We start from the raw sequence: 17,974 nt of genomic DNA on the forward strand, positions 1-17,974 counted from the left end.
CGCAGGCTCTCCGCCGAGGGCGGCTCCGCCACGACCCCCAAGCGGGCGAGATACGCCTCCTGGACATCCCGGTCCAGTGGACGCATCGACCCGAACATGGCACCAATTGTTTCCCGGCCATGACGCCCTTCAACCTGAAACCGCGAGACCCGCTCCACGGTCGTTCGTGCCCGGAGACCGGCCGCACCGGACATGATCGGCGACGGGCCCAACAGGGCAGCACCGGTCAGGGACACCGGCCGCATGGACCGCGCACTCCCCCCGCCTTCATGGTCGACCACCTGACAGAAAGGCCCCTGACCAGCGTTTCCGCAGGTCAGGGGCCCTCCTGAGCACATGGTGGCAGGTGAAGGATTCGAACCTTCGTAGCTTTCGCGACGGATTTACAGTCCGCTTCCATTGGCCGCTCGGACAACCTGCCGTGGTGCGTCTGGAAGGATAGCAAGAGATCGGGCGCCGGTTCGAATCGACCTCGGACGATGCCGCCCACCCCATGAACCCGCCGCGGAAGGAGCCACCATGGCCGACTCATCGTTCGACATCGTGAGCAAGTTCGACAAGCAGGAGATCGCCAACGCGGTCAACTCGGCCGCCAAGGAGATCGCCCAGCGCTACGACTTCAAGAACGTCGGCGCCGAGGTCAGCCTCTCCGGCGAGTCGATCGCGATGAAGGCCAACACCGAGGAGCGCTGCCTCGCCGTCCTCGACGTCGTCAAGACCCACCTCGTCAAGCGGAAGGTCAGCCTCAAGCACCTCGACGTCCCCGAGAAGCCGCGAGTCTCCGGCAAGGAGTACAAGCTCGACGTGCCCCTCAAGGAGGGCATCTCGCAGGAGAACGCGAAGAAGATCAACAAGCTGATCCGCGACGAGGGCCCCAAGGGCGTCAAGTCACAGATCCAGGGCGACGAGCTGCGCGTGACGAGCAAGTCCCGCGATGACCTGCAGGCCGTCCAGCGGATGCTGAAGGAAGCCGACCTCGACGTCGCGCTCACCTTCACGAACTACCGCTGACCCAGCAACAAGCAACAGGTATGCCGGCCACCTCGCGAGCTGGGCGGCATACCCCTTGTTCGGGGCGGCCTCTCAGCCGCGGCCCGCGTAGGGCATCTGGCTCGCGAGCATCATCAGGGACGGCACGCTGACGTCGAGCGGCAGCCGGGCCATGGCCACGACGGCGTCGGCGACGTGCGCGGGGTCGAAGGTCGGCTCGGGACGGACCGACCCGTCGGCCTGGCGGGCGCCGTCGGCGAAGCCGGCGGTCATGTCGGTCGCGGCGTTGCCGATGTCGATCTGGCCGACGACGATGCGATACGGACGGCCGTCCAGGGCGAGCGACTTCGTCAGGCCGGTGACCGCATGCTTGCTGGCCGCATAGGCGACCTGACCCGGCCTCGGCACGTGCGCGGAGATCGACCCGTTGTTGATGATCCGGCCGCCTTGCGGCGACTGCTCCCGCATGATGCCGAAGGCCTCCCGGCAGCACAGGAACGTGCCGGTGAGGTTGACCTCGATCGTCTGGCGCCAGTCGTCGACGGACACCGCGTCCGCCTCTCCCACGGGGCCGAACGTGCCGGCGTTGTTGACGAGCAGGTCAAGACGCCCCCACTCCGATACGACGGCGGCGAACGCCGACGCCACGGCGCCGTCGTTCGTCACATCCGTGGGGATGACGAGCGACCCGTACCGGTCACCGACCGTCTCGTCCAACGCCTCGCCGCGCCGGCCGAGCAGCGCGACCTGGAACCCGGCGTCGAGCAACCCGCGGGTGATGACGCGGCCGAGGCCCGAGCCCGCGCCGGTCACGACGGCGGTGGGCGGTACAGAAGGTGCAGCGGTGCTCATCCCTCGCCCCGGCGCAGCAGTCGCCCTCGAGGGCCGGCGTCGATGTCCACCCGGGCCCCGCGCAGCCAGGTGCTGCGGACGACGCCGTGGAGCGTGCGCCCGGAGTAGGGGGTGATGGGGTTGCGGTGCTGGAGCCGGGTCTCGTCCACGACGAACGTGTCCTCCGGGGCGAAGACGCACAAGTCCGCGTCCGAGCCGACCGCGATCCGGCCCTTGCGCTGCAGCCGGACGAAGTCGGCCGGCCCGCGCGACATCCACTGCACCACGTCCGTGAGCGCGAGGCCGCGCTCCCGGGCTCCGGTCCAGACCGCTGACAAGCCGATCTGGAGGGAGGCCACGCCACCCCAGGCCGCCCCGAAGTCGCCGCTGTCGAGGCACTTGAGGTCAAGGGTCGAGGGCGAGTGGTCGGTCACGACGATGTCGATCGTCCCGTCGCGCAGGCCCTCCCAGAGCAGGTCGCGGTTGTCGCTCTCCCGGATCGGCGGGCAGCACTTGTAGGCCGTCGCGCCGTCGGGCACGTCCTCCGAGGCGAAGGTCAGGTAGTGGGGGCACGTCTCCGCGGTGATCCGCACACCCTCGCGCCGGGCGGCCGCGATGAGGGGCAGTGCCTCCGAGCTCGAGACGTGCAGGATGTGCACCCGGCACCCGGTCTGGCGCGCGAGGTCGATGACGTGCGCGACGGCGAGGTTCTCGGCCTGGCGCGGTCGCGAGCTGAGGAAATCGGCGTAGCGCCTGCCGCCCTCGTTGACCGCCGCCTCGATGGTCGGCGCATCCTCGGCGTGGACGATGAGCAGGCCGTCGAAGGCCGCGATGGACCGCATCGCGGCCTCGAGCCCTCGCGAGTCGAGGGGCGGGAACTCGTCGACACCGGAGTGGAGCAGGAAGCACTTGAACCCGTAGACGCCCTCGTCCCAGAGCGGCTCGAGCTGGCTCGCGTTGCCGGGCACCGCTCCACCCCAGAAGCCGACGTCGACCCAGGCCTGGTCCGCGGCCGTCTTGCGTTTCACGGCGAGGGCCGGCACGTCGACGGTCGGCGGGATGCTGTTGAGGGGCATGTCGACGATCGTCGTCACACCGCCCGAGGCCGCGGCCTTGGTCGCCGAGGCGAAGCCCTCCCACTCGGTTCGTCCCGGGTCGTTGACGTGCACGTGCGAGTCGACGATGCCCGGCAGGAGGACCTCGTCGTCGCCGAGCTCGACCTCACTCGTCCCGGAGAGCCCGGTGTCGAGAGGCTCGACCGCGACGATCCTGCCCTCCCTGACTCCGACCGCAGCACTCCTCTCCCCCGACGGGGTGACGACGCGCTGGGCCCTGATCACGAGGTCGAGACTGCTCACCGCTGTCCTCCTGATGACTCCGGTGCTTGACGCCGATACTCTCCCATGCTTTCCTCTTTGCGGAAAGGTTTATCCATATTCCGGAGTTGATCTGCTCCGGATGATGTCGAGGAGACCCCATGCCAGCCGGTCCCGCTGCCCCGCGCTACTACGCCCCCCGCGGCGGCCACCCGGACCAGAGCCAGCTGACCACGGACCGGGCCGTCTTCACGGAGGCGTATGCCGTCCTCCCCCGCGGCACGATGCGCGACATCGTGACGAGCTACCTCCCCTTCTGGGACGAGACCCGCCTCTGGGTCATCGCCCGGCCCCTCTCCGGCTTCGCCGAGACGTTCTCGCAGTACATCGTCGAGGTCTCCCCCGGCGGCGGCAGCGAGCGGCCCGAGCTCGACCCCGAGGCCGAGGGCGTCCTCTTCGTCGTCGAGGGCGAGGTCGTCCTGACCATCGGGGACGAGCGGCACGAGATGGGACCCGGCGGCTACGCCTACCTGCCGCCCGGCTGCCGCTGGACGCTGCGCAACGACGGCGACGAGGCGGCGCGGTTCCACTGGATCCGCAAGGCATACGAGCGCGTGGACGGCATCGAGGCGCCGGAGGCCTTCGTGACGAACGAGACGCAGGTCCCCGCCGCGGAGATGCCGGGGACCGAGGGCCGCTGGGCGACACAGCGATTCGTCGACCCCACGGATGTCCGCCACGACATGCACGTCACCATCGTGAACTTCCAGCCCGGCGGTGTCATCCCCTTCCCGGAGACGCACGTCATGGAGCACGGCCTCTACGTCCTCGAGGGCAAGGCGGTCTACCTGCTCAACCAGGACTGGGTCGAGGTCCAGGAGGGCGACTTCATGTGGCTGCGTGCCTTCTGCCCGCAGGCCTGCTACGCGGGCGGCCCGGGCCGGTTCCGCTACCTGCTCTACAAGGACGTCAACCGCCACGCCAAGCTCTCCCGCCAGCTGCTCTGAGCTGGTCGCTCGCCTCTGCCTCACCTGCAATCGAGAGTGCAGTTCTCTGAATCGAGGGTGCACTCTCGATCCAGACTTCTGCACTATCGATCCGGATTCGTGCACTCTCGATCCAGACTTCTGCACTGTCGATGAGGATTACTGCACGCTCGATCGGAGGGTGAGGTGCTCGCGCGCGATGAGCGCGCCCAGCTCCTCGAGGATCGGCGCCGGTTGCGTCATGCAACGGGTGATGTCCGGCTCCACGTCGACCAGCGCGTATGCCGCTGAGATGCCGGCCCGCTCGAGCCGCTCACTGGACAGCGTGGCCCGTCCGCAGACCGCCACGACCGGGACGCCCCGGGCACGCGCTGCCGCCGCGACCCCGGCCGGCGCCTTGCCGTGCAGGGTCTGCTCGTCGAGCGACCCCTCGCCCGTGACGACGAGGTCGCCCGGTCCGAGGGCCTCGAGCGCCTCGGAGAACCCGACCAGCTCGAGGACGAGGTCGATGCCGGGCCGGAGGGTCGCGCCGAGGAGGGCGAGAGCGGCATACCCCACCCCGCCGGCGGCGCCGGCGCCCGCAGCGGCGCGCTCGTCCCGTCCGGTCGCCGCGGCGACGACGTCGGCCCAGCGCTCCAGGGCTGCGTCGAGCACTGCGACGTCGGTCGGGCTCGCGCCCTTCTGCGGCCCGTAGACGGCAGCGGCGCCTCGGGGCCCGGTCAGCGGGGTGTCGACGTCGCAGGCGAACGTGAACCGCACGCCCTCGATCCGCCGCCGCAGGCCGCTGAGATCGACGGCGGCGAGGGCGGACAGACCCACGCCCCCACCGCCGAGCTCAAGGCCCGTGTCGTCGGTGAGACGCGCACCAAGCGCCTGCACCATGCCGGCTCCCCCGTCGGTGCTCGCGCTGCCACCGATGCCGACCACGATGTCGTGGCATCCGCCGTCGATCGCAGCCGCGATCACCTCGCCCAGGCCCCGGCTCGTCGCGTGGAGCGGGTCGAGCCGGCCACCCGGGAGCCGGACCAGTCCGGTGACGTCGGCCATCTCGATGACCGCGGTCTCGCCGCGCCTGGCCCAGGTCGTCGTGACGGGCTGCCCGGTCGGCCCCGACGCGGTGACCGGCACCGCGCTGAAGCCGGCTTCGATCGCCGCGGCCACCGTGCCGTCGCCGCCATCGGCGACAGGCACGACCTGGATCTCGGGGTCACTCACCCGCCGGAGACCGGCCGCGACCGCAGCGGCCACCTCGGCCGCGGTGAGCGTGCCCTTGAACTTGTCGGCGGCGATCAGGACGGTCGTCATGGCCCCAGCGTCTCAGTCGAGCAGGGCGATCGCCGTCGGCGCGTCCTCGCCCCGCTCGGCGAGCTCCTCGAACTCCACGACGTTGTCGAGCTCGGTGCCCATCGACACGTTCGTCACCCGCTCGAGCACCATCTCGACGACGACCGGCACGGAGAACTCCTGGGCGAGCGCCTTCGCCTTCTCGAGGGCGGGCAGGATGTCGTCCGGCTCGAAGACGCGAACCGCCTTGCAGCCCAGCCCTTCTGCGACCTTCACATGGTCGACGCCATACCCGTTGACCTCCGGGGCGTTGATGTTGTCGAACGAGAGCTGGACGTGGTAGTCCATCTCGAAGCCGCGCTGCGACTGCCGGATCAGCCCGAGGTAGGCGTTGTTCACGACGACGTGGATGTAGGGGATCCGGAACTGCGCCCCGACCGCGAGCTCTTCGATGAGGAACTGGAAGTCGTAGTCGCCCGAGAGCGCGACCACCGTCGAGTCCGGCACCGCCGTCGCGACACCGAGCGCCGCGGGCAGGGTCCAGCCGAGGGGGCCCGCCTGGCCGGCGTTGATCCAGTGCCGCGGCTTGTAGACGTGCAGCAGCTGGGCGGCCTGGATCTGGGACAGGCCGATCGTCGTGACGTAGCGGGTGTCCGGCCCGAACGCCCGGTTCATCTCCTGGTAGACCCGCTGCGGCTTGAGCGGGACGGCGTCGAAGTTCGTCTTGCGCTGCATCGTCGCCCGGCGCTGCTGGCACTCCTTGGCCCAGACGCCACGGTCCGTGAGGCGGCCCTCGTCGCGCCACTCCCGCGCCACCTCGATGAAGGCATCGAGGGCGGCGCCAGCGTCCGAGACGATGCCGTAGTCGGGCGCGAAGACGCGGCCGATCTGCGTCGGCTCTATGTCGACGTGCACGAAGGTGCGTCCCTCGGTGTACTTCGCCACCGAGCCGGTGTGCCGGTTGGCCCAGCGGTTGCCGATCCCGAGCACGAAGTCGGACTCGAGCATCGTCGCATTGCCGTAGCGGTGCGAGGTCTGCAGGCCGACCATGCCGGCCATGAGCTCGTGGTCGTCGGGGAGCACGCCCCAGGCCATGAGCGTCGGCACGACCGGCACGCCGACGATCTCGGCGAACTCGACGAGCCGGTCCGCCGCGTCGGCGTTGAAGATGCCGCCGCCGGCGACGATGAGCGGCCGTTCCGCCGCGTTGAGCATCGCCAGGGCCTTCTCGGCCTGGGCGCGGGTCGCCCGCGGGTGCGCGACCGGCAGCGGCTCGTAGGTCTCGATGTCGAACTCGATCTCGGCGAGCTGGACGTCGATCGGCAGGTCGACGAGGACCGGGCCCCGCCGGCCGCTGCGCATGAGCTGGAACGCCTTCTGGAAGACGCCGGGGACCTGAGCCGGCTCGAGCACGGTCTTGGCCCACTTGGTGACCGGGGCGGCGATCGAGGCGATGTCGACCGCCTGGAAGTCCTCCTTGTCGAGCCTGGCGACGGGCGCCTGTCCGGTGATGCAGAGGATCGGGATCGAGTCGGCCGAGGCCGAGTAGAGGCCGGTGATCATGTCGGTGCCGGCCGGCCCGGAGGTGCCGATGCAGATGCCGATGTTGCCCGCGGCGGCCCGCGTGTAGCCCTCGGCCATGTGCGAGGCGGCCTCGACGTGGCGGGCGAGGACGTGCTTGACGCCGCCGTGTGCCCTCATCGCCGAGTAGAACGGGTTGATCGCGGCGCCGGGCAGGCCGAAGGCCTGGGTCGCCCCTTCCTTCTCCAGGATGAGGACGGCGGCGTCGACTGCGCGCATACGTGCCATGGGAGTTTCCTTGCTGTCTGAAACGATTAGGTATGCCGCGCGGCTCAGCTGCGCTCGCGGCCGGAGAGCCGCTCGACACCGCGGAGCAGGCCCGAGTGGTCGAGGCCGCCATCGCCGACCGCCTTGGCCGAGGCCATCAGCTGGGCGACGAGCGAGCCGAGCGGGATCACGACACCGGCCTCACGCGCTGCCGCAGTGACGATGCCGAGATCCTTGTGGTGCAGCTGGATGCGGAAGCCGGGCTCGAAGGACCGGGAGAGCATGTTGCCCTTCTTCTGGTCGAGGACCTTCGACCCGGCCAGGCCGCCGCCGAGGACTTCGAGGGCAGCCTCGGTGTCGACGCCGTAGGCCTCGAGGAAGACGACGGCCTCGGCGAGGGCCTGGATGTTGGCGGCGACGATGAGCTGGTTGGCGGCCTTGACCGTCTGGCCCGAGCCGCTCGGCCCGACATGGACAACCGTCTTGCCGACCGCGTCGAGGACCGGCTTCGCCGCCTCGAAGTCCTCGCCGGCGCCGCCGACCATGATGGACAGGGCGGCGTTCTTGGCACCGGCCTCGCCGCCGGAGACTGGTGCGTCGAGGAGGCGGAAGCCCCGCTCGCGGGCCTGCTCGGCCAGCTCGACGGTGACGTCGGGGCGGATGCTCGAGAAGTCGATGACGAGGGCGCCCGGCTTGGCGTTGTCGAAGACGCCGCCCTCCCCCGCGAGGACGTCGCGCACGTCCGGCGAGTCGGGGACCATGACGCAGACGACGTCGGCGTCCGCGACGGCATCGGCGATGGACTGGGCGGCTCGACCGCCGGCCGCGACGAGCGGCTGCGTCTTGTCGGGTGTGCGGTTGTAGCCGACGACATCGTTGCCGGCGTTCTGCAGATGGACCGCCATCGGGCCGCCCATGATGCCGAGACCGATGAAGGCGATGGTGCTCATGTCCTGGATCTCCTTGTGGCTCAGGGTGGTCGAGTCAGCTCGAGGCGCCGCGGCGCTCCCGCGGCAGCCACGAGAGGCTGTCCTCGGTCGTCGTGGTCGGCTTGTACTCGAGCCCGACGTAGCCGCCGTAGCCGGCCGACTGGAGGTCGCCGAGGTGGCGGTCGATGTCGAGCTGACCAGTGCCGGGCTCCCCCCGCCCGGGGAAGTCGGCGACCTGGACGTGCCCGATGGTCCGGATGTGGTCGCGGATCGCCGCGTCGACGTCGTCGCCGTTGTTCGCCAGATGGAAGATGTCGAGAAGGAAGGCGACGTTGTCGGCCCCCGCCGCGCGCGCCCGCCCGACGGCGGAGACCGCATCGGCAGCGGTGCGCAGGGGGTAGGGCTTCGGCCCGCTCACGGCCTCGACGAGGACGGTCGCACCGATCGCGTCGGCCGCCTTCGCCGCGACGACCAGGCTCTCGGTGCCAAGCTCGTCCTGCTGCTCGGGCGTCGCGTCGTCGACCCGGTTGCCGTAGAGGGCGTTGAAGACGCCGGTGCCGAGCCGCTCGCCGATCCCGACGGCCACGTCGACGTTGTCGCGGAACTGCTGTACCCGGGAGGGGATCGACAAGACGCCGCAGTCGGGGCCGGCCAGATCGCCGGCGAAGAAGTTGAGGCCCGCGAGCCGGACCCCGCCGTCCTCCACGGCCGCGACGAAGGCGTCGACGTCCCTGTCGGCGGGGACGGGCTGGTCCGGCCAGGGCCACCAGAACTCGATCACGTCGAAGCCGGCGGCCTTGGCGGCTGCGGGCCGCTCGAGGAGGGGCACCTCGGTAAAGAGCATCGAGCAGTTGGCGAGGTAGCGGAGGTGGTGGGTCGTCATGACCGGCTCACTTCCTTCCATCATTTCGTATTGCGGAACTCTATATCTGTATCGTGAAATTCACGGTAGATCGTCGGCATGCCGAGGTCAACCCCCAAGATGCCGGGGGATGGACCGGGGCGCCGGGGCCGACGGCACCGCGTATGCCGCTCAGCGGGAGTCGCTCAGCCCGCCGAGCGCCATACGTGGTGCGGTTGAGCGTGCGGTCAGCTCTCGGCGGCCGGCTTGCGGCGGCTGTTCGGCACCGGGCGCTTCTCCCCGCGCAGCTCGTCGTCGAGGGTGTCGCCGAGCTCGTCGTACTCGCTCTCGGCGGCCGCGAAGACCGACGCCCCCGGCCTGTTGCCCGCCCTGACCTCGTTGAACAGCAGGTTGAGGACGACCGCGACGACCGCCGTCGCGCTGATGCCGGAGTGCATGATGACGCTGAACCAGGTCGGGAACGCGTCCCAGAAGGTCGGCGCTGCGATCGGGATGATGCCGACCGCGATGGCAACGGACACGATGACCATGTTGAGGTTGTCGTGGTAGTCGACCCGCGAGAGCGTACGGATACCACTCGCCGCGACGGAGCCGAACAGGACGATGCCGGCGCCTCCGAGGACGGGATACGGGATCGCGGCGACGACGGCGCCGACGACCGGTAGCAGCCCGAGCACGAGGAGGACTCCGCCGCCGGCTGCCACCGCGAAGCGGCTCTTGATGCCGGTCAGCGCGACGAGGCCGACGTTCTGGGCGAAGGCACTGCACGGGAAGCTGCCGAAGACCGGTGCGACGGTCGTGGAGACCATGTCGGCCCGGAGCCCGTCCGCGACCCGCTTGGCGTCGACCGGTGTCCCGACGATCTCGCCGATCGCGAGGATGTCGGCCGTCGTCTCGGTCATGATGACGAGCACGACGATGGTCATCGAGACGATGGCCCCGGCCTGGAAGGTCGGCGTCCCGAAGTGGAGGATCGGCGGCAGGGCGAAGATCTTCGTCTCGCCGACCTTGGAGAAGTCGGCCTTCCCGACCAGGGCCGCGATCAGCGTGCCGACGACCAGGCCGATGAGGATGGACAGACGGGAGATCGGCCCCTGGAAGACCCTGCTGATGACCAGGATGATGAGCAGGGTCAGGCCGGCGAACGCGATGTTCGAGACGGACCCGTAGCCGGGCGCCTTGGCGTCGTTGCCCATCGCCCAGCTGAACGCGACGGGCATGAGGGACAGGCCGATCACGGTGATGATCGTTCCCGTGACGACGGCTGGGAACAGCCGCACGAGCTGGGCGAAGAAGGACGACAGGACGAGGCCGATCAGGCCGGCCACGATGATCGCGCCGAAGACGGGGCGCACCCCACCGTGCTGGGCGATGGCGACCATGGTGGACACGCTCGCGAAGGAGATGCCCTGGACGATCGGCAGCCGGCTGCCGAACCGCCCGAGGCCGAGAGTCTGCAGCAGCGTGGCGAGCCCGCTGATGAACAGTCCGGCCGTGACGAGCAGGGCCATGTCACCGGCGGAGAGGCCGGCGGCGCCGCCCACGATGAGCGGTGGCGCGATGACCCCGCCGTACATCGTCAGGATGTGCTGGGTGCCGTAGACGAGCAGCTGGCCGAAGCCGTACTTCTGGTCTTCAGGTCGAGCAGGGGCAGGACGCTCCTCGACGGATTTCGTTGCCATGGGTGGACGCTCCGTTCAGGACATGGCTTCAGACGAAGGCCGGAACGGCGTGCCACGCTGAGCCGGGGTCGGTCCCGTCGTCCCGCAGGACGGTGGCCTCGATGAGCCCGTAGGGGCGGTCGGCGGCATAGAACACCTCGTTGGGGTTCTCGACGCCGAAGGGCGACAGGTCGACGAGGAAGTGGTGCTTGTTGGGCGCCGAGAACTTGATCTCGTCGAGCTGCGGGAACTGCTCGAGCGCGGCCTCGCCCATGCCGTAGAGCGTCTGCTGGAGGGCGTAGGAGTGGATCGTCGCGAACTTCTCGAGCAGGACGGCCTTGATGCCCTCGTAGTCCTTGTTCCAGTCGACGCCGTCGGTCGTGTTGTAGCGCCAGCGGGCGATCAGGGACGTTGCCATGATCCGGTCGTTCGTCGGCTCGAGGGTCGTGTACTTGTCCTTGAGGAAGCCGTGGAACTCTGAGCCGGTCGACTTGAGGACGACGAGGTCCTTGATGCCGGACACGACGTAGGCCTTGCGGTCGGCGCCACGGCCGTCGACGTTGACGACTGCAGTGCGGACCCCGCCACCGGTCTGGACGAAGGCATGGTCGTGCTCCTTGCCCTCCGCCTGGATCCGGCTCCACGTCACCTCGTCAAGCTCGATGCGGGCGCCGTCCGCCCGAGGCGAGGTGGCGAGGAAGTGGTCGGCCAGCTCGAGGCCGAACTGCTCGGGCGACTCGATGCCCTTCTCCTTCGCGAAGGAGAAGACGGTGTTCTTCTGGGTGTCGGTCGGCAGGACCTCGCCCTGGTCACCATGGATGTGCGCCTCGCTGAAGTCGCCGCGCAGAGAGGTGCCCACTGTGAGATCACGGATCTCGTGGCGGGGGGTGTCACGGTAGACCCGGACGACGTGGGTCTGGGCCTTGCCGTACTGATTGGGTCCAAGCTTGATGGCCATGGGAAGTCAACTCCCTCGATAAGTCGAGTAAGCGAATGGGGACAGCAGTACCGGCACGTGGTAGTGCTGCTCGGGATCGGCCAGCGTGAAGGTGAGGCTGACCTCGGGGAAGAAGGCGTTCTGGCCCGTGGCGGTGAAGTAGCTCGCGGTGTCGAACACCAGGCGGTAGGTGCCGGCCTCGACCCGATCGGGGCCGAGGTCGCCGACCCGGCCGTCCGCATTGGTCTTCGCGGTGGCCAGGGTGGTCACGGTGTCGGTGATGGATTCGAGGCGGACCGGCACACCTTCTGCCGGCCTGCCCAGTGCGGTGTCGAGGACATGGGTGGTGATCGCGCTCATGACTCGACGACCTTTCGGAGACGGAGGAGCGCGATCTTGCGCAGCTCCTCTGCGACAACGGCTGCCTCGGTCGCGTCGTCGTTGCCGAGACGCTCCCGCAGCGAGGCGAGGATCTGCTCACCGCTGAGGCCGGTGGCGCAGATGAGGAAGACCCGTCCGAAACGCTTTTCGTAGGCGCGGTTGCCCTCGAGGAGGTCCTGCTGCGTCTGCTCGTCGCGAGAGACGGTGGACTGCTCCTCGCGGGACCAGGCCGCCTCAGTGCCCGCGCCCTTGGCCCGCTCCCCGATCCGGGGGTGGGCAGCCAGAGCCCGGTCGACCTCGGCCGGGGTGAACCGGCGGGCCGCCGCGTTCGCGACGGCGAGCAGACTCTCGACGTCTGCGTAGGGCCGCCCCTCTCGGACGGCGTCGGCCCAGCTGGGCACGTCACAACAGGCGAGCAGCGTCTTGGTGAGGACGTCGTCCTCGACATGGTTGATGCGGTCGAGTGCGATCACAGGCCACCTTGCCTCTCTCACTTCACGGAATCAGTTTTCCGTTACTCGAAAGAGTGACACGGCCCCTCTGGGAGGGTCAACAGTTTGTTGAAGACAATTTTTCGGTCGCTGTCGGCGGGTCGGCAGGCGGTGCGTCGGACCCCGGCAGCACGGCTGCGCCGTGAGGCTCAGCCGGCCCGGTCGCGGTTCAGGTAGTTGTAGACGGTGAAGCGCGAGACCCCGAGCGCCTCGGCGATGGCCTCGGCCGACCTCCGGTAGGTGAAGGCTCCGCGCTCCTCGAGGATGCGCACCGCTCGCTGCTTGAGGGGCCGGCTCAGCGGGTCGAGCGGCGCGCCCAGCTCGGTCGCGACGACCTGCATGAGGTGCTCGAGGCTGCTGGGCTCGCTCGGCGCCGAAGCACTCTCGAGGCGAACCGCCAGTGCAGGCCGCCCCTCCCACTCAAGGACGACGTCGCCTGGGCGTCGTTCCGCCAGGGGAACGACATCGCCGCCGATCTGCGCGAGCAGCGGCTGGATCGCCTCGGCGAGGGCCTCGTGGGCCGGCCGGTCACTCGCCGTCGGCACGGTACACCTGAAGGGTGATCCGGGAGGCGCCCGCCTGCAGGGCCGCCTCGACGATGGGCCCGAGGGCCTTGACGATGTCGTCCGACTGGCCGGTGACGAGCGTGCCGAGCGGACCGAAGTCGGCCGTGAGCCCCGCCTCCGTCGCGACGCTGAGCGCGCGGATCGCATGGGCCGGCGCCTCGTCCGCCTCGCCGACGAACGGCTCCGTCGTGAACTCGACCTCCAGCCGCATCCCTCGAACCTACCCGCCGCGTCCCGATCTGAGGAGGGATGCCGCCGAGCTCGCTGGCGGGGCACCACCCGGTCGCGCCTCATGCCCTGACCCGCTGCCCCTCCCACCGGGGCAAGGGGCCCGCTGCCCCTCTGAGCGGGGCAAGGGGCCAGCTGCCCCTCTGAACGGGGCAAGGGGCAAGGGGCTGTACCGCTGCTGCCCCTCACGCAGCAGGGGGCCAGCGGGGCGGGGTGACGTGCCGGGCTCAGGCGGGGACCGTCGACTCCTCCACGGTGCCGCCGTCCGCAGGGGTGCGTGGCGGGAGGCCTGAGTCGAGCTCGGCGCGGCGCTGCTCGGCATCGGCCCACAGGGCGAGCAGGGAGGTCGGCCAGATCTCCTCGTCGGTCGTGGCGAGCTCCGTACGCGTCCACCAGCGGTGACTCTCGAGGGTGAGCCGCTCCTGCTCGGTGTGGCCGACGACGCTCACCTCGAAGGCGGGGACCCAACAGGCATAGAAGGTGTCCTCCTGCTCGATCAGCACATCGCTGTACCCGTGGACCACCTGACGAACGAGCACCGGACCGATGAGCTGCGCTTCCTGGATGAGGCAACCGGTCTCCTCCTCGACCTCGCGGACGGCCGCGGCGAGGTCGGTCTCACCCGGGTCGACACCGCCGCCCGGGGTGATCCACCAGCGCCGGCCGGGAAGCCCCGGGTCGCTGTCGGAGAAGAGCAGGATCCGGTCCAGGTCGTCCACGAGCAGCACCCGTGCCGTACGCCGGACGCGCCGCGGCCGCTCCGCAGGCGGGACGGTGACGAAGGTGTGGATGGGCTCGGCGTGGATGGGCTCGGCGTGGACTGGCTCGGCGTGGATGGGCTCGGCGTGGACGGGCTCTGTGTGAGCGGGCTCGGTGGGCACGATCGCCATTGTGCCCGCGCCTCAGGCACGAGGCCGGACCGGTGGCTCAGGCGGTCCGGTGCCGGGCCAGCCTTGCGAGGGCGGCCCGGTCGATCCCCACCTGATCCGTGAGCTCGGTCTCGTCCACGGCACCGCACTCGACACCCCGCAGCACGAAGTTGGCGAGCGCGACCGCCGTGGCCGGCTCGTCGAGGTACTCCGAGTCGCCGCCGCCCGTGTAGGCCCGCAGCCGCGCGGCAGCGGAGTCGAACCCGTCCCGATAGAACCCGAACGTCGCCGCGAACCGGGTCGGCAGCTGCGCCGGATGAAGGTCCCAGCCCTGGTAGTAGCCCCGCTCGAGCGAGCGCCGGACCAGGCACGCGTGCAGGGCCCAGCCGCGGCGGACGGCGGCCTCGTCGCCCACCGGCAGGATGTTCGTCGACCCGTCGGAGAGGTGGACTCCGGTGCCGGCGGCGGCGACCTGCATGACGGCCTTCGCGTGGTCTGCGGCGGGGTGCTCCATGCTCTGGTAGGCCGCGGCGATGCCGCACGAGGCGGAGTAGTCGTAGGTGCCGTAGTGCAGTGACGTGACGCGACCAGCGCCGGCGTGGATCATGCGGGCGACGAGGGCGGTCCCGTCGGGTCCGAGGATCGACTGTGGCGTCTCGACCTGGATCTCGAACCCGAGCCGTCCCGCGGGAAGCCCATGGGTCTCCTCGAGCCACTCGCACGCGGTGACCATCGCCTCGACCTGTTCGACGGCCGTCACCTTGGGCAGCGTCAGGACGAACCCGTCTCCGAGAGCGCTGCGCTTGGCCAGCTCCCCGACGAAGAGGTCGAGGGTCCGCAGCCCGCGGCGCCGCGTCGGTGCCTCGAACGACTTGAACCGAATCCCGTGGAACGGCGCCGCGCTTCCCGCCTCGATCGACTGGGCGAGGGCGCCCGCGGCCCTCAGGGCCTCAGCGTCCTCCTCGTCGTCCGGGCGGCTGCCGAAGCCGTCCTCGAAGTCGATCCGGACGTCCTCGATCGGCTCGCGCTCGAGCTTGGCCCGGACACGCGGGTAGACCTGCCCGACGATGTCCTCGGGCAGCCCGGCCGCTCGGGCGAACGTGCCCGCGTCGGGGCCCCGCTCGTCGAGGAGGGCGAGCGCTCGGTCACCCCACTCGCGAACGGTGTGAGCGGCATACGCGTCTGCGGGGATGTAGACGGTATGGAGCGGCTGGCGCACTCCCCGGTCACCCGGGTAGTCGCGGGCATGTCGGGCATCAGCGTCAGCGAGCTGGGTGTCGAGCCGCGACGTCAGGTCCTCGATGCTCACTCGGCCACCGCCTCGTAGGCGGGCAGGGTGAGGAAGTCAGCGAAGTCCTCGGCGAGCGCGACCTGCTCGAAGACCGTTGCCGCGGTGTCGAACTCCCGATCCTGATAGGCGTCGCCGAACTGCTCGCGGAACCGGTCGAGCTCGTCGGCAAGGACCTGGCGGACGAGATCGGCGGTGACCGTGGTGCCGTCCTCGAGCTGGGATCCGTTGTGCACCCACTGCCAGATCTGGGACCGCGAGATCTCCGCCGTCGCGGCGTCCTCCATGAGGTTGTGGATACCGACGGCGCCGTTGCCGCGCAGCCACGACTCGAGGTAGAGCAGGGCGACCTCGATGTTCGTGCGCAGGCCCTCCCGAGTAATGCCACCCTCCGTGGAGGCGAGGTCGAGCAGGTCGGCCGGGGTCACCGAGACGTCGTCCCGCAGGTTGTCGAGCTGGTTCGGCCGGTCACCGAGGGCGCGGTCGAAGACCTCCTCGCAGACGGGCACGAGGTCGGGGTGGGCGACCCAGGAGCCGTCGAAGCCCTGGCCCGCCTCGCGCTCCTTGTCCTTGCGAACCTGCTCGAAGGCGCGCGCGTTGACCTCCTCGTCGCGGCGGCTCGGGATGAAGGCCGACATGCCGCCGATCGCGAAGGCGCCGCGCTTGTGGCACGTCCTGACGAGCAGCTCGGCGTAGGCGCGCATGAACGGTGTCGTCATCGGCACGGAGGCGCGGTCGGGCAGGACGAACTCCGGCCCCGCGTCCCGGAAGTACTTGATGATCGAGAAGAGGTAGTCCCACCGACCGGCATTGAGGCCCGAGGCGTGCTCGCGCAGCTCGTAGAGGATCTCCTCCATCTCGAAGGCGGCAGGGATCGTCTCGATGAGCACGGTCGCCCGAACCGTGCCGTGCTCGATGCCGAGCTCCCTCTCGGCGTAGGTGAACACGTCGTTCCAGAGCCGCGCCTCAAGGTGGCTCTCGGTCTTGGGCAGGTAGAAGTAGGGGCCGCTCCCCCGCGCCAGCAGCTCCTTGGCGTTGTGGAAGAAGTAGAGGCCGAAGTCGACGAGGGCGCCGACAACGGGCGTGCCGTCGACCGCCACGTGCTTCTCGTCGAAGTGCCACCCGCGGGGGCGCATGACGATCGTGGCGAGCCGCTGGTCCGTGCGCAGCTCGTAGCTCTTGCCCTCCGGGGAGGTGAAGCCGATGGTCCGGCGGATCGCGTCGCGCAGGTTGACCTGGCCGCCGATGACGTTGGACCAGTGCGGCGTGCTCGCGTCCTCCATGTCGGCCAGCCAGACCCGTGCCCCCGAGTTCAGCGCGTTGATCGTCATCTTGCGATCGGTCGGGCCGGTCATCTCGACGCGGCGGTCGACGAGGTCGGCGGGGGCCGGCGCGACCCGCCAGTCGCCCTCCCGGATGTGTGCGGTCTCGGGAAGGAAGTCGAGCCGCCCTGCCCTCGCCGCCTGCTCACGACGACTGCGGCGCGCCGCGAGCAGCTCGTCGCGACGCCCGGCGAACTCGCGGTGGAGTGCCGCGACGAAGGCGAGCGCCTCGGGCGTGAGGATCTGCTCGATGCCCTCGACCGGTCCGCCGGTCACTGCCACGCCCTCGGGGGTCTCGAGGGCGGGCTGGGTCTGCTGGTCGGCGGGCATCGTCACTTCTCCTCGTCGTGGTGGTTGGTGGCGCCGTTCTCGGCGGTCCGGCGTGTGTCGGCCTCGACGGCGTGGCGGACCGCGGCGGCGACCGCCGGGGCGACGACCGGGTCGAAGACCGACGGCACGATGTAGCTCGCGTTCAGCTCGTCCGATGTGACGGAGTCGGCGATCGCCTTGGCGGCCGCGATCATGACCTCCTGGGTGATCGAGGCGGAGCCGGAGTCGAGCATGCCCCGGAAGAACCCGGGGAAGGCGAGCACGTTGTTGATCTGGTTGGGGTAGTCCGAGCGGCCGGTCGCGACGACGGCCGCGTGCTCGCCAGCCTCGAGCGGGTCGACCTCCGGGTCCGGGTTGGCCAGGGCGAACACGATGGCGTCCCGCGCCATCGTCGCGATGTCGTCACCGGTCAGGAGGTTGGGCGCCGAGACCCCGATGAAGACGTCCGCGCCCTTGAGGACCTCGCGGAGGCTGCCCGTCTCGTTGCCGGCGTTGGTGTGGTCGGCGATCCACTGGCGGTCCGGATCGGCGTAGGACTCGCCCCGGTGGATGGCGCCGCGGCTCCCGCAGGCGACGATGTCGCTGGCGCCGAGCGCGACCAGCAGCTCGATGATGGCGTGCCCGGCCGCACCGACACCGCTGACCACGATGCGCAGGTCCTCGAGGCGCTTGTCGACGACCCGCAGGGCGTTGCGCAGGGCGGCCAGCACGACGATGGCCGTGCCGTGCTGGTCGTCGTGGAACACCGGGATGTCGAGCTCGGCGCGCAGCCGGCGCTCGATCTCGAAGCAGCGCGGCGCGGCGATGTCCTCGAGGTTGACCCCGCCGTAGACGGGCGCGATCGCCTTGACGATCGAGATGATCTGCTCGGTGTCCTGCGTGTCGAGGCACACCGGCCAGGCGTCGACCCCGGCG

Annotated in this window: 18 protein-coding genes and 1 tRNA gene; 2 read left to right on the forward strand and 17 right to left on the reverse strand. The window is 70.0% G+C overall.

Annotation, left to right across the window (positions count from 1 at the left end; genetic code table 11):
- Positions 1-337 precede the first annotated feature (337 nt).
- Positions 338-421 (reverse strand) — tRNA-Tyr (locus ACTHJJ_RS18145).
- A gap of 98 nt (positions 422-519) precedes the next feature.
- On the opposite strand from ACTHJJ_RS18145, the gene ACTHJJ_RS18150 reads away from it, so the two are divergent.
- Entirely contained in the window at positions 520-1,011 is a 492-nt protein-coding gene (locus tag ACTHJJ_RS18150; protein WP_440304350.1) for a YajQ family cyclic di-GMP-binding protein, read from the forward strand.
- Positions 1,012-1,083: 72 nt separating this feature from the next.
- On the opposite strand, the gene ACTHJJ_RS18155 is transcribed toward ACTHJJ_RS18150, so the two are convergent.
- Both ACTHJJ_RS18155 and allB read right to left on the reverse strand, forming a co-directional pair.
- Complete coding sequence (locus ACTHJJ_RS18155; RefSeq protein ID WP_440304351.1) at positions 1,084-1,842, reverse strand: SDR family oxidoreductase; 759 nt, start codon at positions 1,840-1,842, stop codon at positions 1,084-1,086.
- Positions 1,839-3,179, reverse strand: a complete 1,341-nt coding sequence (allB, locus tag ACTHJJ_RS18160; RefSeq protein ID WP_440304352.1) for an allantoinase AllB — start codon at positions 3,177-3,179, stop codon at positions 1,839-1,841. Before allB ends, ACTHJJ_RS18155 begins: the two co-directional genes overlap by 4 nt.
- Before the next feature lie 119 nt (positions 3,180-3,298).
- On the opposite strand from allB, the gene ACTHJJ_RS18165 reads away from it, so the two are divergent.
- Positions 3,299-4,144: a bifunctional allantoicase/(S)-ureidoglycine aminohydrolase gene (locus tag ACTHJJ_RS18165; protein ID WP_440304353.1), complete on the forward strand. Its 846-nt coding sequence runs from the start codon at positions 3,299-3,301 to the stop codon at positions 4,142-4,144.
- Positions 4,145-4,282: 138 nt separating this feature from the next.
- On the opposite strand, the gene ACTHJJ_RS18170 is transcribed toward ACTHJJ_RS18165, so the two are convergent.
- The 14 genes from ACTHJJ_RS18170 to ACTHJJ_RS18235 form a co-directional block, all read right to left on the reverse strand.
- Complete coding sequence (locus tag ACTHJJ_RS18170) at positions 4,283-5,428, reverse strand: glycerate kinase (protein ID WP_440304354.1); 1,146 nt, start codon at positions 5,426-5,428, stop codon at positions 4,283-4,285.
- A 12-nt stretch (positions 5,429-5,440) separates the two neighbouring features.
- A complete protein-coding gene (gene gcl / locus ACTHJJ_RS18175) occupies positions 5,441-7,216 on the reverse strand; it encodes a glyoxylate carboligase (protein ID WP_440304355.1) in 1,776 nt (591 codons plus the stop codon).
- A gap of 44 nt (positions 7,217-7,260) precedes the next feature.
- Positions 7,261-8,154, reverse strand: coding sequence for a 2-hydroxy-3-oxopropionate reductase (locus ACTHJJ_RS18180; protein ID WP_440304367.1), 894 nt, complete (start codon positions 8,152-8,154; stop codon positions 7,261-7,263).
- Positions 8,155-8,179: 25 nt separating this feature from the next.
- Positions 8,180-9,007: a hydroxypyruvate isomerase family protein gene (locus tag ACTHJJ_RS18185; RefSeq protein ID WP_440304356.1), complete on the reverse strand. Its 828-nt coding sequence runs from the start codon at positions 9,005-9,007 to the stop codon at positions 8,180-8,182.
- 206 nt (positions 9,008-9,213) lie between these two features.
- On the reverse strand, positions 9,214-10,668 hold the full coding sequence (locus ACTHJJ_RS18190; protein WP_440304357.1) for a nucleobase:cation symporter-2 family protein: 1,455 nt from the start codon (positions 10,666-10,668) through the stop codon (positions 9,214-9,216).
- A 28-nt stretch (positions 10,669-10,696) separates the two neighbouring features.
- Positions 10,697-11,605: a factor-independent urate hydroxylase gene (gene pucL / locus ACTHJJ_RS18195; RefSeq protein ID WP_440304358.1), complete on the reverse strand. Its 909-nt coding sequence runs from the start codon at positions 11,603-11,605 to the stop codon at positions 10,697-10,699.
- Positions 11,606-11,611: 6 nt separating this feature from the next.
- Positions 11,612-11,944 (reverse strand): hydroxyisourate hydrolase, encoded by a 333-nt coding sequence (uraH, locus tag ACTHJJ_RS18200; RefSeq protein ID WP_440304359.1) that lies wholly within the window; start codon positions 11,942-11,944, stop codon positions 11,612-11,614.
- Positions 11,941-12,438, reverse strand: a complete 498-nt coding sequence (gene uraD, locus ACTHJJ_RS18205) for a 2-oxo-4-hydroxy-4-carboxy-5-ureidoimidazoline decarboxylase (protein ID WP_440304360.1) — start codon at positions 12,436-12,438, stop codon at positions 11,941-11,943. The genes uraH and uraD overlap by 4 nt, the downstream gene beginning before the upstream one ends.
- A gap of 167 nt (positions 12,439-12,605) precedes the next feature.
- Complete coding sequence (locus tag ACTHJJ_RS18210; protein WP_440304361.1) at positions 12,606-13,001, reverse strand: helix-turn-helix domain-containing protein; 396 nt, start codon at positions 12,999-13,001, stop codon at positions 12,606-12,608.
- Positions 12,985-13,233, reverse strand: coding sequence for a thiamine-binding protein (locus ACTHJJ_RS18215; protein ID WP_440304362.1), 249 nt, complete (start codon positions 13,231-13,233; stop codon positions 12,985-12,987). Before ACTHJJ_RS18215 ends, ACTHJJ_RS18210 begins: the two co-directional genes overlap by 17 nt.
- Positions 13,234-13,477: 244 nt before the next feature.
- Positions 13,478-14,131: an NUDIX hydrolase gene (locus ACTHJJ_RS18220; protein WP_440304363.1), complete on the reverse strand. Its 654-nt coding sequence runs from the start codon at positions 14,129-14,131 to the stop codon at positions 13,478-13,480.
- Between the two features lie 46 nt (positions 14,132-14,177).
- On the reverse strand, positions 14,178-15,428 hold the full coding sequence (locus ACTHJJ_RS18225; RefSeq protein WP_440304364.1) for a DUF6986 family protein: 1,251 nt from the start codon (positions 15,426-15,428) through the stop codon (positions 14,178-14,180).
- A complete protein-coding gene (gene aceB, locus ACTHJJ_RS18230; RefSeq protein ID WP_440304365.1) occupies positions 15,425-17,059 on the reverse strand; it encodes a malate synthase A in 1,635 nt (544 codons plus the stop codon). The genes ACTHJJ_RS18225 and aceB overlap by 4 nt, the downstream gene beginning before the upstream one ends.
- 2 nt (positions 17,060-17,061) lie before the next feature.
- Positions 17,062-17,974 (reverse strand): NAD(P)-dependent malic enzyme (locus ACTHJJ_RS18235; protein WP_440304366.1); only part of this gene is annotated, 913 nt, incomplete at its 5' end.

This window comes from Intrasporangium sp., assembly GCF_051961875.1.
Classification (GTDB): Bacteria; Actinomycetota; Actinomycetes; order Actinomycetales; family Dermatophilaceae; genus Intrasporangium_A.

Bases quoted from the DNA above. Each gene is read 5' to 3' on its own strand.
- pucL (WP_440304358.1), bottom strand. From the start codon at position 11,605: ATGGCCATCAAGCTTGGACCCAATCAGTACGGCAAGGCCCAGACCCAC.
- uraH (WP_440304359.1), bottom strand. From the start codon at position 11,944: ATGAGCGCGATCACCACCCATGTCCTCGACACCGCACTGGGCAGGCCG.
- ACTHJJ_RS18155 (WP_440304351.1), bottom strand. From the start codon at position 1,842: ATGAGCACCGCTGCACCTTCTGTACCGCCCACCGCCGTCGTGACCGGC.
- ACTHJJ_RS18190 (WP_440304357.1), bottom strand. From the start codon at position 10,668: ATGGCAACGAAATCCGTCGAGGAGCGTCCTGCCCCTGCTCGACCTGAA.
- ACTHJJ_RS18170 (WP_440304354.1), bottom strand. From the start codon at position 5,428: ATGACGACCGTCCTGATCGCCGCCGACAAGTTCAAGGGCACGCTCACC.
- ACTHJJ_RS18215 (WP_440304362.1), bottom strand. From the start codon at position 13,233: ATGCGGCTGGAGGTCGAGTTCACGACGGAGCCGTTCGTCGGCGAGGCG.
- gcl (WP_440304355.1), bottom strand. From the start codon at position 7,216: ATGGCACGTATGCGCGCAGTCGACGCCGCCGTCCTCATCCTGGAGAAG.
- ACTHJJ_RS18165 (WP_440304353.1), top strand. From the start codon at position 3,299: ATGCCAGCCGGTCCCGCTGCCCCGCGCTACTACGCCCCCCGCGGCGGC.
- aceB (WP_440304365.1), bottom strand. From the start codon at position 17,059: ATGCCCGCCGACCAGCAGACCCAGCCCGCCCTCGAGACCCCCGAGGGC.
- ACTHJJ_RS18185 (WP_440304356.1), bottom strand. From the start codon at position 9,007: ATGACGACCCACCACCTCCGCTACCTCGCCAACTGCTCGATGCTCTTT.
- ACTHJJ_RS18150 (WP_440304350.1), top strand. From the start codon at position 520: ATGGCCGACTCATCGTTCGACATCGTGAGCAAGTTCGACAAGCAGGAG.